The 16673-nt window shown below is 38.8% G+C and carries 17 protein-coding genes; 3 read left to right on the forward strand and 14 right to left on the reverse strand.

Annotated features, from left to right (window positions below):
- Positions 1–21: 21 nt before the first annotated feature.
- On the reverse strand, positions 22–447 hold the full coding sequence (gene rplK, locus ABP870_RS00885) for a 50S ribosomal protein L11 (protein ID WP_018380860.1): 426 nt from the start codon (positions 445–447) through the stop codon (positions 22–24).
- A gap of 184 nt (positions 448–631) precedes the next feature.
- Between rplK and ABP870_RS00890 the strand changes: the two genes are divergently transcribed.
- The gene (locus ABP870_RS00890) at positions 632–982 is read left to right on the forward strand and encodes a DUF3397 domain-containing protein (protein ID WP_350013621.1); all 351 of its coding nucleotides are present in this window, start codon (positions 632–634) and stop codon (positions 980–982) included.
- Positions 983–1637: 655 nt separating this feature from the next.
- On the opposite strand, the gene ABP870_RS00895 is transcribed toward ABP870_RS00890, so the two are convergent.
- Positions 1638–2276: an SDR family oxidoreductase gene (locus ABP870_RS00895; RefSeq protein ID WP_350013622.1), complete on the reverse strand. Its 639-nt coding sequence runs from the start codon at positions 2274–2276 to the stop codon at positions 1638–1640.
- Positions 2277–2357: 81 nt separating this feature from the next.
- A complete protein-coding gene (locus ABP870_RS00900) occupies positions 2358–2726 on the reverse strand; it encodes a MarR family winged helix-turn-helix transcriptional regulator (protein WP_350013623.1) in 369 nt (122 codons plus the stop codon).
- Between the two features lie 827 nt (positions 2727–3553).
- On the opposite strand from ABP870_RS00900, the gene ABP870_RS00905 reads away from it, so the two are divergent.
- Complete coding sequence (locus ABP870_RS00905) at positions 3554–4321, forward strand: MerR family transcriptional regulator (RefSeq protein WP_350013624.1); 768 nt, start codon at positions 3554–3556, stop codon at positions 4319–4321.
- Between the two features lie 198 nt (positions 4322–4519).
- Here ABP870_RS00905 and gloA2 read toward each other — a convergent pair whose 3' ends face one another.
- The 11 genes from gloA2 to rsmD form a co-directional block, all read right to left on the reverse strand.
- Complete coding sequence (gene gloA2 / locus ABP870_RS00910) at positions 4520–4906, reverse strand: SMU1112c/YaeR family gloxylase I-like metalloprotein (RefSeq protein ID WP_350013625.1); 387 nt, start codon at positions 4904–4906, stop codon at positions 4520–4522.
- A 13-nt stretch (positions 4907–4919) separates the two neighbouring features.
- The gene (locus tag ABP870_RS00915; RefSeq protein WP_350013626.1) at positions 4920–7361 is read right to left on the reverse strand and encodes a DNA translocase FtsK; all 2442 of its coding nucleotides are present in this window, start codon (positions 7359–7361) and stop codon (positions 4920–4922) included.
- Between the two features lie 269 nt (positions 7362–7630).
- Entirely contained in the window at positions 7631–8599 is a 969-nt protein-coding gene (locus tag ABP870_RS00920) for a substrate-binding domain-containing protein (protein ID WP_350013627.1), read from the reverse strand.
- 11 nt (positions 8600–8610) lie between these two features.
- Positions 8611–9555 carry an ABC transporter permease subunit gene (locus tag ABP870_RS00925; protein WP_350013628.1) on the reverse strand — a complete coding sequence of 315 codons (945 nt, stop codon included), beginning with the start codon at positions 9553–9555 and terminating at the stop codon, positions 8611–8613.
- Position 9556: 1 nt separating this feature from the next.
- Positions 9557–11035, reverse strand: coding sequence for a sugar ABC transporter ATP-binding protein (locus tag ABP870_RS00930; RefSeq protein ID WP_350013629.1), 1479 nt, complete (start codon positions 11033–11035; stop codon positions 9557–9559).
- Between the two features lie 12 nt (positions 11036–11047).
- Positions 11048–11446: a D-ribose pyranase gene (gene rbsD, locus ABP870_RS00935; RefSeq protein WP_350013630.1), complete on the reverse strand. Its 399-nt coding sequence runs from the start codon at positions 11444–11446 to the stop codon at positions 11048–11050.
- Complete coding sequence (rbsK, locus tag ABP870_RS00940) at positions 11421–12332, reverse strand: ribokinase (protein ID WP_350013631.1); 912 nt, start codon at positions 12330–12332, stop codon at positions 11421–11423. The genes rbsD and rbsK overlap by 26 nt, the downstream gene beginning before the upstream one ends.
- A complete protein-coding gene (locus tag ABP870_RS00945) occupies positions 12325–13308 on the reverse strand; it encodes a LacI family DNA-binding transcriptional regulator (RefSeq protein ID WP_350013632.1) in 984 nt (327 codons plus the stop codon). Before ABP870_RS00945 ends, rbsK begins: the two co-directional genes overlap by 8 nt.
- Before the next feature lie 126 nt (positions 13309–13434).
- Complete coding sequence (locus ABP870_RS00950; RefSeq protein ID WP_350013633.1) at positions 13435–14514, reverse strand: SepM family pheromone-processing serine protease; 1080 nt, start codon at positions 14512–14514, stop codon at positions 13435–13437.
- The gene (gene coaD, locus ABP870_RS00955) at positions 14495–14995 is read right to left on the reverse strand and encodes a pantetheine-phosphate adenylyltransferase (RefSeq protein WP_350013634.1); all 501 of its coding nucleotides are present in this window, start codon (positions 14993–14995) and stop codon (positions 14495–14497) included. The genes ABP870_RS00950 and coaD overlap by 20 nt, the downstream gene beginning before the upstream one ends.
- Positions 14985–15524, reverse strand: coding sequence for a 16S rRNA (guanine(966)-N(2))-methyltransferase RsmD (gene rsmD / locus ABP870_RS00960; protein ID WP_350013635.1), 540 nt, complete (start codon positions 15522–15524; stop codon positions 14985–14987). Before rsmD ends, coaD begins: the two co-directional genes overlap by 11 nt.
- An 87-nt stretch (positions 15525–15611) precedes the next feature.
- Here rsmD and ABP870_RS00965 point away from each other — a divergent pair, with 87 nt between their 5' ends.
- On the forward strand, positions 15612–16520 hold the full coding sequence (locus ABP870_RS00965) for a diacylglycerol/lipid kinase family protein (protein ID WP_350013636.1): 909 nt from the start codon (positions 15612–15614) through the stop codon (positions 16518–16520).
- Positions 16521–16673: the final 153 nt, after the last annotated feature.

Below are 16673 nucleotides of genomic sequence, written 5' to 3' on the forward strand. Positions count from 1 at the left end.
GGGTTCAGGGGCTCTTACTGATTAATCAGTAACAGTGAATCCCATAGAACGAGCAGTACCTTCGATCATACGCATAGCAGACTCAACTGATGCTGCGTTCAAATCTGGCATTTTAGTTTCAGCAATTTCTTGTACTTGTGCACGAGTAACTGATGCAACTTTCGTTTTGTTTGGCTCACCAGAACCTTTTTCAACACCTGCAGCTTTTTTCAAAAGAACAGCAGCTGGTGGTGTTTTTGTAACGAAATCAAATGATTTGTCTTCGTATACTGAGATAACAACTGGGATAATCATACCAGCTTGGTCAGCTGTACGAGCGTTAAACTCTTTGGTGAATCCCATAATGTTGATACCGGCTTGACCAAGTGCTGGTCCAACGGGTGGAGCTGGTGTCGCTTTACCGGCAGGAATTTGAAGTTTTACAATGTTTTCGACTTTCTTAGCCATGAATAAAATCCTCCTATTGTGGTTATGTCGGTAATTTAAAGATTTTTACCTCCCACAAGCATGCCAATAGCATACTCATCTATTATACTTATTTTAAAGTAAATTTCAAGTTTTTTATGCTTTTTTTCTAAAAATGATTTACTTTACTCAAGAGAATCGTTAAAATAAACATATGTCAGTATTCATGTTTAAAGTACTCAGTGCGAGTTTACTCATTTTAACCCCTATCTTTACCTATATTATTTGCAAATTTTTCAGGTTGGGGCGACTTGGTATCAAATTCCCAGACATCACCATTCCTTTATATATCTTTGAGATAATCGTAGCTAGTTCACAATTTTTTAAGCACAGTTTTATCTATTATTATTTAATAGCCATTGCTATCCTTGCCATTGTCGTTGCAAGCTGGCAATTTCTAAAAACCAAAACATTCACTTATAAGAGATGGTTCAAATTTTTTTGGCGCCTCAATTTCTTTTTAACCTTTTTTTTCTTCTTAGTTACCCTTATTCTTTTATTTCAGTATTCTTCCTAATGGAACAATCTGAGTTTCATAACGTGCAAAAAGGCAAGTCCTGTTCAAAGGAGTTGCCTTTTTAATGTCGCCTATTCGATGGTTTCATTCATTTATCCCATTAAAAACCAATCTAGTAATGGTTAGTGAAAACTAAGTTTTTAAACGTTTGGCTACCGTTTTTCGCAATAAAACTGCTATTTCAATCACTCAATTATACACAACTTCTCCATTTGCTAAACAGCAATGACCTTACTACCGAGTCGCCTTAATATCTTTAGCAAGTAGTACCAAAAAAGGAAAGCCATTTTAAGGAAAATGGCCATTCAAACTAACAATACCTATTATTATAGAACGCCTTCTTTAGCTAGCCCATTCTACCTGATATACCCTTAGTTTAAAATCTAGGAGACTTCATACTTCAATCATTGCTTTGCTTGACCCTATGTCTTTAAGTCTCTATACCTTGCGACAAAAGAGCTTTAAAAACTACACCTTTGGCTATAAAAAGGTTGCGAGTTGATGAGATAAAAGCTGACTAGTTTTCCAAGATACCACTTCTCGGTAGCTAGTCAAAATCAAGGATTGGGCGTTCCTTATCAGGTCTGCTTGAGAGCATTATTAATACCCTTTACTAAATTTTTGTCGTTTTCGTTCGAAGTGTTACCTCGTTCGTTTAAAGACTCTTCAAAGCATCCGTAATTGGTGTTTCACCATCACTCATCTGGATGATTTTACCGATAGTGTTTGGAAACTCTAAAACCTCCGCCAATACCCTAGCAACATTTGGAATGGTGTTAGGTTTTGGCTGCGAAATATGAATCGCAATCTTTCCTGAACCTGATGCTGCCTCGACCAGATTTCCTGGTTGGATAATCGTATAGTTTAATTTAGTTTGATGCATTAACCAATGGTCGGCAAAAAATTTGGCAATATTATAATTCATAATCTTGGCTAAATTCGGATCTGACCATTTTTCAGGCTCCGTTGCAAATATAGAGCTAAGCAGAACAAAACGTGATACATCTGCTGCTTCTGCTGCTTGCATGAGTTTAACTGCCCCGAAGGCATCCGTTTGCAACAAATCTTTTCCACGCGATCCTGCTGTAAAATAAACGGCATCGCTTCCTTTGATTAGAGATGCTAGTTTTGTTGAATCTTCATGCAGATCCATGGCAACTGGTTCAACCCCTGCCAGCTGGATAACGTTCCCTGGCTTTCTTGCTCCAGCAACCACGGTATGCCCTTTTCCAATCAATTCCTTGATCAACTGTTCTGCAACTCGTCCTGTTGCTCCTGCTACAAATACACGCATAGCTTCCTCCTTTGTTATCTAGTTGTTTGCGCACGCAATTAAAAGATGACATAGAGAACTACTAGGTTGACTAGTAGCTTGTCACAATAATGATTTACAAATCTCTTCTTCGGCTAAAAAAAGCTGCAATTCCTGCTCAACTTTATCTAAAAAAGCTCGACCTTTTGTTGTCAAGACGACATAAAGAGCACGATTATCTTCCTCGCAAAGTTCCCTACGAACGTATCCTGTTTCTGCCTCTATCTTAGCAGCTAAACGCGACGTTGCACTAGTACTAAGACCCAGCTTTTGACTTAAATCACTCACTCGCAATTCGAGATTAGTTTGATCTTTTAAGATATAGCAAACAGTATAAGTATTAAGATTGACACCGTACATGAGAAAAAAATGCTCTAACCTAATTTTTAAGCGCTCATGCTCCTGATGAAACCTTAACCATTGTTCGAACATCTAATCTCTCCTCAATCACTTGTACACACTCTCATTATACAGCTCTTGTTGGAACAAAGCAAAGATTTTGAACAAGACCAACTATATTCAATAAACTTTAGTCGCTTGTTTCAGCTCAAGATGCTCTCTTATCGCCAAGTATAGTGAGATGAAACAAAAATCGTACAACTGTGACATAGTATTGATACAACATACTCACTAAATATTTGTAAAACGCCCCAAAAAATAATGTCACATTACGACACTTGTCACAAACTATTTTTATCTGTCCATATTTTTGGAAGACCATCAAACTGTTTTCTAGATTACCAAATTCTTGCTCTTCAAAGGAGCTGACTGGCAGTATCACTCTCATCATGATTCTTCGAAACTGAAACTATTACATGATTATTATAGAGCTTTTCACTTGCGCTCAGGATCACAAAAAATCGTAAGGATAAGTGGCGATATTCTTTTATAAGCTTGGTAACCAACAGTAGCAATTCAAACCACATTTGTTACAACAACTTCATCATGATTGAACGATATTGCTCTTATATTCATTACCATGTCATCTGTACGAAAGTTTCCGTATGGCTTAGCCAATTCTTCCTTTGTATTTTTCCTGCACATTATCAGTCAAGTAGAAGCCATCACTCCATCGTAACCACCTCGCTAGTTTTTTTTCCTGATTTTCCCAAAAAACTGACGTTCGGATTGTCTCGAAAAAATATTTCAAAAACCACTTGACATTAACCTTACGTTAATTTGTATACTAAACTAGTGAACGATAAACAAAAGTCGTTCACTGATTATCTTGCAAGATATGACATAGAGAGGAAACAAGCATGATTTATTCGATTGGGCAGTTGGCTGAACTCTCCGGTATTAGCACGCGCACTCTTCGGTACTATGAAGCTATTGGGATACTTCTACCTTCTCGTAAAAATGACAGTGGCTACCGATTTTACGACGAAAAGGAGGTCGACATCCTGCAACAAATCCTTTTTTATAAGGAGCGAGGTTTTGAACTCAAGCAAATTAAGGAATTACTCATTCAAGAAAATCTTGATACGATGACGCGTTTAGAAGACCATTTACTAGATCTAAAAGCTAAAAAGGCGAGATTGGAAGCCATGATTGATAACCTCGAACGTACTATTCAATCACAGAAAGGAAAATCAACAATGACGACACAAGAAAAATTTCAAGCATTTAAAGAGAAACAGTTAGCAGAAAATGACGCAAAGTATGGAACTGAACTCCGGAATACCTACGGAGAAGAGGAAATTCACCAAGCTAACCAGCACTTTGCTCAGATGACCGAAGAAAGTTATAAACAGTGGCAAAAGCTAGATCAAGACATTAAAACCTTACTCCATCAAGCGATAGTGGAAAAATGGACGGTAGAAGATGAAAGAAGCAAGCAAATCGTTCAACGTCATAAAAAGTGGCTACAAATAGCAGACAAGCACTACTCAGTTGAAAAACATATCGGCATTGCTCAGCTATACACGGCTGATGACCGTTTTACAACTTACTATGATGGCACCACAAAAGGTTGCGCTGCTTTTTTAACGGCTAGCATTAGCCACTGGGCAACATTAATTGATTAAAAAACTGATAGTGGCTTAACTGCTACTATCAGTTTTTTAGTGATAACATATTTTCATCAATTGCTTTGAAATATCCAGTCAAATAGATGAGGAGCTAAAGACACTCTTCTGAAAAGTTGCCACTCGATTGCCAATTTGGATAAAAAGAAAGCCAGCTCTTAACAAAGAGTTGACTAAACTACTGTTCTATCAATGTTTCTATTCATGAATTTCAAGTGGCAACCCATCTGGATCGAAAAAGAAGGCCATTTTCTTTTGGTCAAAATCATCCCATCGCAAAGGTTCATGATCAATACCTAAACGCTCAAATTCTGTCAAGCAAGCTTCCACATCAGAGACCTTAAAAGCCAGATGGCGAAGACCCTGATGTTCAGGATTGGGAAGGGTAGGTCTTGGCGGGGCATCTGGTTTGATAAAAATCTCTAAAACCAATTGACCTTGGCGAACGTTAAAAAGAATATCCTTTTTCTCTGGGCGAATGTGTTCGTCTAACTGTTCAAACCCTAAAAGGTCACAATAGAAATGACGCGTTCTCTCATAATCACTGCCAATGATAGCCACGTGATGAATACTATCAAGATTCATGGTTCCTCTCCTTTTACTGTGGTGGTTGCAATACCTTTCTTGGTTTAGTTCCTTCAGCTGGTCCAATAACGCCTGCTTCTTCTAACTCTTCCATAAGACGTGTCGCTCGATTAAATCCAACAGACAGCCGCCGTTGAATCATAGAAGCGCTGGCTTTTTGGGTTTCTAAAACCAGAGCTTTAGCGTCTTCAAAGAGGGGGTCCCCTTCAGAAGCTCCTCCCCCGCTAGATCCTGCCATATCGGCCTCTGTTACGTCACCTGGATCAAAGGAATCATCGTATTCAGCTTCTGCTTGATCTTTGATAAAGGTCACTATTCGCTCGACATCATCATCTGAAATAAAGGAACCTTGCAAACGAACGGGGTGGTTCTCATCAATCGGCTTAAATAACATATCACCGCGACCAAGTAATTTTTCAGCACCATTTTCATCCAATATCGTACGACTATCTGTACCAGATGAAACAGCAAAAGCCACACGAGATGGCACATTAGCCTTGATCAATCCTGAGATAACATCAACGGATGGACGTTGTGTTGCCAAAATCATATGAATACCAGCGGCACGCGCTTTTTGCCCAAGGCGAATAATGGCATCTTCTACTTCCTTGCTGGCAACCATCATCAGGTCAGCCAGTTCATCAACGATGACAACAATGAAGGGTAAGGGAATATGTTTTTCTTCTGAAGTGGCATTCCACGCTTCGACTTTGGCATTGTATCCTGCAATATTTCGAACACCAAACTGGCTGAAGAGTTCATAACGGTTTTCCATTTCATCAACCACTTTTTGCAAGGCTTTGCTGGCTTTACGAGGATTGGTCACAACTGGAATGAGAAGATGGGGAATATCATTGTAAACAGAAAGCTCAACCATCTTAGGATCAACCATGAGAAACTTGACTTGATCAGGACGAGCCTTCATAAGAATACTTGAAATAATCCCATTTACCGCTACTGATTTACCCGAACCAGTCGAGCCAGCTACAAGTAAGTGCGGCATTTTGGAAAGATCAAAACTACGAGCCGTTCCATTGACGGCCTTTCCAAGCGGAATTTCTAGGAGATTTTCAGGTTTAGCACTGGATTGTTCCCAAAGCTCACGGAAAGAAACAGTCGCAATCTCTGAATTGGGTACCTCAATACCGACCAATGATTTTCCGGGAATCGGTGCCTCTATTCGGACATCCTTAGCAGCCAATGCCAGGGCTAGGTCATCAGCCAGGTTAGAGATACGATTAACACGCACCCCAACGGCTGGCTTAACCTCATACTTGGTAACAGATGGACCAATTTCTGCACGTTCAACTTTAACATCAATGTTGAAACTCTTGAAGGTATCTTCGAGAATCTTGATGTTTTGACGGACAATGTTTTTCTCTTTAGCTTGACTCTTAGGCCTATCAGCAGCAAAGAGGTCAATCCCAGGAAGTTTATAATTAAGATGTTGCTTTGGTGTGAAGTCTACGACAACTGGTGAATCGGGTTCACTATCCAATTGATCCAAATCTACCGCTAGAGATTCCGTAGGGACTACCATGTCTTGGTTATCAGGGGCATAAGCATCAGTTGGCGAATTCTCAAATAAACTCTCATCAAAAGTTGGAAACCCGTCACTACCATTATCTGGTGTGTAGCCTACAATCTCAATCTCGCGATTTGGCTCTTGTTCTTGAATGTCTTCAGGGTTAAGAGAGCCATTCTCTAGAATTTCACCTGTCTCTGGATCAATCTGAAGAGATGCTAAACGCTCAGCTTCAGCTTTTTCAGCTGCTTCCCGCTCTTTTTTTTCTAGGGCTAACTGGCGTTTTTCCTCTCGACGAACAAATCGTTCTTGCTTGTTCATTTCATGCTTAGCCGTCCATTCATCACGTTTTTGTCGGAGAAATTCTAATAAATCATAAAGATCCCATGAACTAATGATGAAAATCCCGATTGCGATAATGAGAAAGCCAATAAAGAAAGCTCCTATATTAGTGAACAAAAAGGCAGTTGGTTTGTACAAAAGAGCACCAAACATACCTCCACCCAGAAACTGGGTCACACTAAAATGACTAAGGTCTCTGTAAATGAGACGAGAAGTAGATTTAAAAACTTCCTGCCCTTGTAAGAATGGTTGGGTATAAAGGTAAGCATGCCATTCTAATAATAAACCAACAAAGAGGGTCACAATCCCAGTCATTACCCCTTCATGTCTTTGAAACCATCTAAAACCAAAAAGACTAGCAAAGACCAAAAGGATTGCTGGATAAGCTAAGCTTCCTACAAAAAAACGAATAACATTGTAAACGGTTATCCCAAACACTCCCAGTCGAATGACACCAAATAAAAGAATAATTGCTGCTAAAAAGCTGACAATCATGCGTCTGATAGCAGCTTGCTTTGCCATTTCTGCCTTGGTAGGGCGGCGCTTTTTCCTACCATTAGTTTTTGTTTTTGTTCTTGTTTTTGCCATAACTCCATTATAGCACATTTTGAAACAGCATTTTCTTCGGTGAAATTAAAAACAAAGGTCAAAAACAGTCTGCAACATTTCCAGAAAATCAAGTCAGGTAGTGGTTGCCGACTTTCACCCCCACTTACTAGCAACCTATTGAGGATAATACTAAAAAATTTTTTAGAACGAACAATCCCTCGAAGTCTATAATAAAAAAGAGCAGAACAAAAATCGGTAACTCGCAAGATTCGATCCTTATTCTATACGCTCTTTTCAGTCAGATTTTTTTACCAGTTATGGTCATCCACATTTTCTTTGGTTACAAGGAAGATTGGTGACACTGTTTCTTTGTCGACTTTTTTACCCTGATAATGATCGATGGCAGCTTGGATGGCAATTTCCCCCATCTTAGCGGGTTGTTGGGCAATAGTTGCTGACATGTCACCTTTTTTGATAGATTCATGTGCATCTGGTTGACCGTCAATACCAACAATCAAAACATTGTCAAGTCCAGCTGCTTTGGCTGCTTGAGCTGCACCCATAGCCATTTCATCGTTTTGTGCAAAAACAGCTTGAACATCTTTATTTCCTTGAATCATATTTTGAGCTGTATTTAGGGCCTTAGCACGATCAAAGTTTGCTGATTGACTTGATAGAATATCTAATTGATTTTTAGCCACTTCATTAAATCCGTTACCACGGTCAACTGTCGCTGATGCTCCGGGTACTCCTGACAATTCAAAGGTTTTAGCACCTTTTCCTAGTTCTTTGATGATATAATCTGCTGCCATTTTACCTGCTTCAACGTTGTCTGATGCCACTGTTGTTAGAACATCACCTCCATTGCTACCGCGGTCAAGTAGGATAACAGGGATATTTGCAGAATTAGCCGCTTTAATAGCTGGTACAATAGCATCTGAATCAACAGGATTGATTAAGATAGCATCAACATTTTGACTAACGAAGTTTTGGACATCGTCTGCTTGTCTTGCAGCATCATCCTGAGCATCTGCTACTTTTACCTTAACACTTTTATCTTTAGCGTATTTATCAATCCCTTCTTTCATGGCTACGAAATAAGGATTATTAGTTGTGGAGATTGAGACACCTAGATTTAGATCTTTAGCTTCTTTTTGGGTAACTTCTTTACCTGATTTATCGGATCCATTGTCCAGCCCTGTTTTACCACAGGCTGCTAAAATGATAAAAAGACTTAAAACAAGAAGAATGCGACCAAACTGTTTAATGATTTTCATGATAGACTCCTTTATTGATTAGCTACTTTAAAACGATCCAGTAGCACTGCGATAATGATAACAATACCTTTAACAACTTGTTGCCAGAAAGCCGAGACACCGATAATATTAAGCCCATTATTTAAGACACCAATAATAAGAGCACCAATCAGGGTTCCGATAATACGACCTTTTCCTCCTGACAAAGACGTCCCTCCAAGTACAACAGCTGCAATAGCATCCATCTCATAACTACTTCCCGCAGTTGGCTGAGCCGAACTTAAACGAGAAGTGATAATCAATCCTGATAAGGCTGCCATCATCCCTGAAATAGTATAAATAATAATTTTTACTTTATTTAACTTAACACCTGAGATATACGCCGCTTTTTCATTTCCTCCTATAGCGTATACAGATTTCCCAAATGCCGTTTTATGAAGTAACACATATAAGAAAATAAAAACAAGAAACATCAGAATGACTGGGAAAGGAATCCCAACAATATAACCTTGTCCCAAAAATTGGAAAAGGAAACTATCCCCAAGTCCTGCTGTGATGGGATTACCATTAGTGTAGACTAAGGTCGCACCTCTAAAAATTGTCATGGTTGCAAGAGTGACAATAAATGGCGCTAATTTCCCAAAGGAAATCAAGAAACCATTTAACATACCAAATAGACCTCCCAAAAATAGCGCCAGTACAATAGCTAAAGGCACTGGCATGCCACTACCAATAAAACCAGCTGATACTGCGCTAGATAGAGCCAAAATTGATCCAACAGACAAATCAATACCACCGGTTAAAATCACAAAAGTCATCCCAAATGCAATAAAACCATTGGCTGTCACTTGCAAGAGCAAGTTAAGCAAGTTGTTGGTTGTTAAGAAATTAGGATTAAGCATTGTAATAACAATCATCAATGCTACTAATGCGATCAGAGTTGTTAATTCTGATACATATTTCATTACTTGTTTCACACTATTGTCCTCCTGTCGCAAGTTGCATGACTTTTTCTTGATCCGCTTCTAATTGACTAAGTTCCCCACTGATACGTCCTTCATGCATAACAATAATTCGGTCACTCACTCCCAAAATTTCAGGGAGATCAGACGATACCATGATAATAGGTACTCCTCTTTCAGCTAATTCATTCATTAACTGATAAATTTCTCTCTTAGCACCGACATCAACTCCTCGCGTCGGCTCATCTAAAATCAATATCTTAGGAGCAATGCCAATCCATTTGGCAAGAACAACTTTTTGTTGATTACCACCAGATAAATTTCCCACAGGTAATTTGGGAGTACCCGATTTGACACGAAGTCGCTCAATTAATTGATTAACAAAATCTGTACTTACTTTTTCATCAAAGAAACCGTGTTTACTAAAATCTCGCGTACTTGGCAAAGTCATATTATCTTTAATCGAAAAATCCAGAATTAAGCCTTCATCCTTACGATTTTCTGTCAAAAAACCAATTCCTTTTTCAATAGCTTGTACCGGATTGGCAATTGTAACTTCCTGACCATCTATTTTAATCTGACCGGATTTTAGAGGATCAATACCAAAAATAGCTCGCATAACCTCAGTCCGACCAGCTCCCATCAGTCCAGAAAAGCCAAGAATTTCACCTTTTCTAACCTGGAAAGACACGTCCTCGAAAGTATTTCCTGTTAAATGACTGACCTCGAAAGCAACATCTCCAATCTTTGCTACTTTATCAGGATAATAATCTTCTAATTCTCGACCAACCATTTTTTTCACCAACTCATCTGAAGTTGTCTCGCTGGTTTGTGTCGTATCCACTACCAATCCATCACGCATAACCGTGATAAGATCTGTTATTCTAAAAATTTCTTCCATTCGGTGAGAGATGTAAACAATACCAACTCCTTGGCTTTTCAGACTATTAATGATTGAAAAGAGACTTTCTGTTTCTCTATCAGTTAGTGCTGCTGTCGGTTCATCCATAATCAGGATTGAAACTTCTGATAACAAACACTTGGCAATTTCAATCATTTGTTGCTGTCCAACGGATAACTTACCAATCTCGACAGTTAAAGGAATAGACACTCCCAAGCGCTCAAATGCTTGATTAGCTTTTTCTTTCATGGCTTTTTGATCAAGCAAGCCAAAGCGATTTTTAATTTCACGACCTAAAAATAAATTTTCTAAAACAGTCATGTCTGCCCAGGTATTCATTTCCTGATGAATAAAGCTGATACCAAAATTTTCTGCTTCTTGCGGATTCGTAAAGGTCATCTCCTGACCGTCGATCAAAATTTTTCCCTTAGTTGCTGGAAACAAGCCAGTTAATATATTCATTAAGGTTGATTTTCCAGCACCATTTTCTCCCATTAGTGCATGAACTTGTCCAGATTGTAACTCCAAATCAATCTTTTCAAGAACCTTATTATTCCCAAAAGACTTTGAAATGTCTCTCATTTCAATTTTCATGTATTCACCTCGCTATAGGGTCACACCAGATTGTAAAATAATATTTGAGTAAGGTGTATCCTCACCTGTTCGGATAACTGCTTTGACACCTTTGTTAAGCTCCTTCAATTCTTCATGGCTGATATATTGAATCTCAACACTAGAGTCTAATTTTTCCAGTATCGCTTCTAATTGTTTAGGGTTTTCAGTTTTAATTTCTTCTGCTAAGATAACTTTTTCCACTAAAATATTGTCCAAATAGTTATCAAGAACGTCTTGAAACGTTGGTAAACCATGTCTAAGCGCAAGATCAATTTTAATCACTTTTGGAGGAACTGGCAGCCCCAAATCACCAATACAGACACGATCCGTATGTCCTAAATCAGCTGCTACTTTCGCTAAATTACTATTTAATAGACCATGTTTCTTCATAATAGCCACTCTCTTTCATTTCTTGCAAATGCGGCATGCCGCCTTGTGCTCCGAATCCTTGAACAGATAAATGAGACGCTAGCGTTCCAAAAGACACTGCTTCCTTAAATGACATACCTTTTGAAATTGCAAATCCAAAAGCACCATTAAAAGTATCTCCTGCTCCAGTTGTGTCAACAACATTTGCTTTTATGGCAGGTACTTTTTGAATATCTTTTCCATCGAAAAAGATAGATCCTTCTGTGCCCAGCGTTACCAAAAGTTTGTTTGGATAAGCTTGAATGATTTCTTCTAAGTCGCTATCAGGAAATAGTTCTTTTACTTCATGTTCGTTAGGAGTAAAAATATCTACAAACTCCAGCATTTCGTTATCGGTAGCCCGTGATGGCGCCGGATTATAGAGGACCTTAACCCCTTTTTGATGACAAAATTGGGCAATGGCTAGATTGCTTGAATGACTAATTTCATTTTGTAGAATGACCAGGTCAGCACTCGCGATAATTTCCCATTCTTTATCGAAACGACTTGTATCTACTGTTCCGTTAGCTCCCGGACAATAGATAATTCTATTGTCATTGTCAAAAAGTGTTATTTGAGCAACTCCTGTTGAATGTGGTACCGTTCCCACATTGTCCGAAATCACTCGATTTTGGCTTAAATTGTTTAAAAGACTAGACCCAAACGAGTCTTGACCAACAGCTCCCAGCATCTCAACATGATCATTTTCAGAACTCAATCGTCCAACAGCCACCGCTTGATTGGCACCTTTTCCTCCAGGTACCATGGAAAAATGTCTTCCAAAGACCGTCTCACCAGCCTCAGCTATACGGTCTGTTTCCATGACTAAATCCATTGAAATGCTGCCTATAATAACTATTTTACTCATGTGACCTCCTTAACGTTTCTCTTTCAATATATCTAACTGGTAATTGCACCCTTTTTTCTTCAATAGGTAAATGATTGGCCATCTTATATACTAACTCTGCAGCTTCTTGGCCAAGTCTGTATGAGGATTGGTGGATTGTTGATAACTTTGGGTAAATAAATTGACTCACCACAATATCATCATAACCAATAATCTGGATATCTTCAGGTATTTTTTTTTCACGAGCTAAGACCTCATGAATATAAGCTATAGCGTGCACATCAGATGGAGCAATAATGCTATCACAATCAGGATTTTCATCTAGCATAATCGCGGCCTCTTTTTGAATCGTATCAAAGTCAAAAGAGTGACTATCAGAGATTGATACGGCTACATGATTGTTTTGTAAATACCTAAGACTCGCTTCAAACCTCTGATTAATATTTTGCGCATTATCTGATGGGCCTCGAACAAGTAACACTTTGTCAGTACCTGATTGCACAATTTGTTCCGCAGCCAATCGTCCACCAGCCTGGTTATCTGAAAAAACACCGTACTTTGTTTCCTGATCAACACGGTCGACAACAACTATCGGAATATCTAGATTAGGATGTGTTTTTGAAAAATCGTGGGTCGTTATAATCCCAGCCGCCTTAATTTGTAGCAGAACATTTAAATAATCCTCTTCTACTGCATCCTCCTTACCAATACTCCCTAGCATGACCCTGTAGCCTTTTTCTTTTAAAAATTCTTCTGCTCCTCTAGCCAAGCGAGGGAAAAATGGGTTGGAAATATCCGGGAGTAAAAGCCCTACTAATTGATTGCGCTGCGACTTTAGTGACTGAGCCAAAACATTTGGAACATAATGCAATTTTTTGATAGCTTGCTTTATCTTATCTTGAGCCTCTTGCCCAACATACCCCTTTTGGGAAATATAGCGGGAAACGGTTGATTTTGAAACCCCTGCTTCCTCTGCAACCTCTTTTATCGTTACCAAAAAATCATCCCTTCCTTATGTGGTACCGTTCTCACATATTAAGTGTAACCGCTTTCTAAATTTTTGTCAATCATTTTTCCAAATAAAAAAGCAATTTCGGTTTAATCGAAATTGCTTTGTCATTGATTATGAGGTTTTTTCTAAATAGTCAATGGCATCTTGCACATTTTTGACTGGGATAATTTTCATCTTTGTTTTAATGCGCTTGGCTGCTGCTTTAGCTTCCTGATAGTTGTTTTTAGCATTAGGATGTTCTTTCAAGTAAGCTCTAGAGATAGGGTTGTTGGGCACAAAGAAAATATCTGCCTTATCCTTGGCTGCTGAGACAACTTTCTTATCAGTCCCACCAATATCACCGACAGAACCGTCTTTTTCGATGGTACCAGTACCTGCGATCATGCGACCTTTTCTCAAATCCTCTTTATTGATTTGATCTAAGATGTCCAAGGTAAACATAAGGCCAGCGCTTGGTCCGCCAACGTTTCCTGTTGAAAAACGAACTGGTGTTTTGGTCTCAACTTCAGTATGGTCTACAAGTCCAATACCAATACCATTTTTACCATTTCCTAGCTTAATGATTTTTCCTGAAGCTTCTTTCTTCTTATTATCTGATAGGTATTGCACCGTCACCTTATCACCAATCTTTTGCTTGGCAACATAGTTGATGAGCTCCTTAGAACTTTCAAACGTTTTGCCATTGACACCTGTCAAAGTATCTGCAAGATCTAAAATCCCTTTGAATGTTGAATCTTTGGCAACGTCAAGCACATAGACACCAAGGTATTTTAAATTCACTGATTTTCCAGCTAATTTAAAAGCTTGATAAATGGCTTCATTCTGAGATGTTTGCATGTAGAATCGGTTGAGACGGATATACTCATCCTCAGTATAGTTACCCAAGCTCTCCTTGGCAGTTGACACATCTGTAAAAGGGGTCGCCCAAGCGTAAAGAAGAGCTGCTGGTGTTGCTTGCATTTGGGAAATAGCCACAAAATTATAAGACCCTTTTGCCTTGTCTTCTTTTTTATCAACTTCTAGAACATCACGAATATCATAGGCTCCGCCAGGCATTTCAATATAATAAGGCAATGGAAGCAAAAAAGCAACTGCTAACAAAATAGCTGTCCCAATTCCCAAGAGCCACCATTTCAGAGGAGATTTTTTTTGAGGACTCTCCTCGATGATTCTAAATTCGTGTTTGTTCATGTTTTTTATCCACCTCTCTAACTACAGATTCAGGAACAAAATCCGAGATATCTGCTTTGAAATAAATCAATTCTCTAATACGGCTAGAACTCACTTCCTGCCATTGATTAGCTGACATGAGATAAACGGTATCAATCTTATCGTTCAAATGCTTATTGAAAAACTCTAAATTAGCTTCATAAGTCAAATCATTACCATTACGCAGCCCTCGTACGAGATGAGTCACTTCAAGCTTGGCTGCAATGTCAACAGCTAGACTATTATTAGCCGTAAGAACCTTAACATTATCAAGGTTGGCTACTGCTTCTTCAAGCATATGGCATCGTTGATCAATACTGAACTGGCCTTCTTTTTCCTTATTGTAAAAAATGCCAACATACAGTTGATCAAATAGTTGACTAGCACGCGCAATCAAATCCACATGCCCCAGGGTTACTGGATCAAAAGACCCTGTAAATAAGCCAATTTTCTTATCTGACATAAACCGTTACCTTACTAATTCCATAAATTTTTTGTTTCCAAATGCCAAAAGCTGATATTTCCTCAGGCAAGTCTACCGCTTTATCGGTCTCACAAACAAGCATAACCTCCTCAGCCAGTAATCTTTTGTCTTCCAAGTCTGTTACGACTGATGCAATTTGTTCCTTAGCATAAGGAGGGTCTAAAAGAACAAGATTGAAGGTTCCCGAAAGCTGACGGATAGCCTTGCTATCATCCATCTTCAAGAGTTGGAATTGATGTTCAGATTTAGTCATCTTGATATTCTCTTGAATAATGGCTTGAGCTGAACGGTCTTTTTCAACCAAAACAGCATGGTCCATACCACGCGAAATAGCTTCAATCGCCAGACTACCACTACCAGCATACAAATCTAGAACCCTACCACCATCAAAAAAAGGGCCAATCATATTAAACATAGCCCCTTTAACCTTATCAGTTGTTGGGCGTGTCGTTTTACCGGACAACGTCTTCAAAGGACGTCCACCAAATTCACCTGCTACTACTCTCATAATGTTTTCTATTATAGCAAATTTCTTTGAGATAATTCTCCCAAAAAATGCTATAATAAAGCTTAAATTTTGATAACAAGGAAACATATGACAAGATTTGCACTCATCATCAATCAAAAATCTGGAAAAAGTGACAAAGACCAATTGATTGAAACCATAAAAAACTTCTTAATCGACAAACAGATCCCTGAACAAAACATTGCCTATTTTTACCCAAAATCAGCCGACGAAACAAGAGAAATGGCTAAAGAGACCTGTCAAGATAAAACTGATGTCATCATTCCACTAGGAGGAGATGGTACCATCAAACTAGTTTGTGCGGGTATTTATGAAGGTGGCAGTTACTCTCGTTTAGGACTAATCCCAACTGGCACCGTCAATAATTTCGCTAAATCGCTTGGCGTTCCCTTAAATCCTAAAAAAGCCTTAGAAAATCTCTTTTCTGGACGAGAATTAGCGATTGACATCGCAAGGGTTAATAATCAATACATGATTTCTAGCTTAACGTTAGGTCTAATGGCTGATATGGCTCTCGGTGTCACACCTGAAAAGAAGCGTCGTTACGGTGCCCTAGCCTTTATTAAGGCTGGTTGGAAAATTTTTCTACGACGACGCTCCTACCGCGTACAAGCCATATCGGATCAAAAAACACAATATATCAAAACAAAATTACTCTTAATCACTATGAGTAACACGGTTGCAGGACTCCCTGGTTTTAATCAGAAAGACACAGTGGACGATGGACTCTTTACCGTTTACACCTTAAGACGAACCCACTTCATCCGATTCTTTTTTTACTTCTTTTTCCGTATTGGTAAATTTAGTCGATTCAGGCATTGGGACGCCTTCCAAGCTTCTGAATTGCGGTTAATCAATGTGCGAAAAAAAGATAAAAATAATCCCAATGTTCGTATCGATGGGGATGTCGCTGGAAAACTACCTGTCCTTATTCAGATGCTTCCAAAAGCCATTACTGTTATCGTTCCTCAACAATAATCCCTAAATCCTAAAAGCACCCTAAAGGTCAGACCACGAATCTAACCTTTAGGGTGCTTTTATCACGTTATTGACTGACAAAAATACTATCAACAGCCACAACCTCGTACTCATCACATTTCAAAAATAACGGTATCTCAATCTCTGTGTACA

The sequence above is a fragment of the Streptococcus jiangjianxini genome, from assembly GCF_040225085.1.
GTDB classification, from domain to species: Bacteria; Bacillota; Bacilli; order Lactobacillales; family Streptococcaceae; genus Streptococcus; species Streptococcus jiangjianxini.

What these genes read in the sequence shown, in the direction of transcription:
- rplK (WP_018380860.1), bottom strand. Translation starts at nt 447, where the DNA reads ATGGCTAAGAAAGTCGAAAACATTGTAAAACTTCAAATTCCTGCCGGT.
- ABP870_RS00890 (WP_350013621.1), top strand. Translation starts at nt 632, where the DNA reads ATGTTTAAAGTACTCAGTGCGAGTTTACTCATTTTAACCCCTATCTTT.
- ABP870_RS00895 (WP_350013622.1), bottom strand. Translation starts at nt 2,276, where the DNA reads ATGCGTGTATTTGTAGCAGGAGCAACAGGACGAGTTGCAGAACAGTTG.
- ABP870_RS00900 (WP_350013623.1), bottom strand. Translation starts at nt 2,726, where the DNA reads ATGTTCGAACAATGGTTAAGGTTTCATCAGGAGCATGAGCGCTTAAAA.
- ABP870_RS00905 (WP_350013624.1), top strand. Translation starts at nt 3,554, where the DNA reads ATGATTTATTCGATTGGGCAGTTGGCTGAACTCTCCGGTATTAGCACG.
- gloA2 (WP_350013625.1), bottom strand. Translation starts at nt 4,906, where the DNA reads ATGAATCTTGATAGTATTCATCACGTGGCTATCATTGGCAGTGATTAT.
- ABP870_RS00915 (WP_350013626.1), bottom strand. Translation starts at nt 7,361, where the DNA reads ATGGCAAAAACAAGAACAAAAACAAAAACTAATGGTAGGAAAAAGCGC.
- ABP870_RS00920 (WP_350013627.1), bottom strand. Translation starts at nt 8,599, where the DNA reads ATGAAAATCATTAAACAGTTTGGTCGCATTCTTCTTGTTTTAAGTCTT.
- ABP870_RS00930 (WP_350013629.1), bottom strand. Translation starts at nt 11,035, where the DNA reads ATGAAAATTGAAATGAGAGACATTTCAAAGTCTTTTGGGAATAATAAG.
- rbsD (WP_350013630.1), bottom strand. Translation starts at nt 11,446, where the DNA reads ATGAAGAAACATGGTCTATTAAATAGTAATTTAGCGAAAGTAGCAGCT.
- rbsK (WP_350013631.1), bottom strand. Translation starts at nt 12,332, where the DNA reads ATGAGTAAAATAGTTATTATAGGCAGCATTTCAATGGATTTAGTCATG.
- ABP870_RS00950 (WP_350013633.1), bottom strand. Translation starts at nt 14,514, where the DNA reads ATGAACAAACACGAATTTAGAATCATCGAGGAGAGTCCTCAAAAAAAA.
- coaD (WP_350013634.1), bottom strand. Translation starts at nt 14,995, where the DNA reads ATGTCAGATAAGAAAATTGGCTTATTTACAGGGTCTTTTGATCCAGTA.
- rsmD (WP_350013635.1), bottom strand. Translation starts at nt 15,524, where the DNA reads ATGAGAGTAGTAGCAGGTGAATTTGGTGGACGTCCTTTGAAGACGTTG.
- ABP870_RS00965 (WP_350013636.1), top strand. Translation starts at nt 15,612, where the DNA reads ATGACAAGATTTGCACTCATCATCAATCAAAAATCTGGAAAAAGTGAC.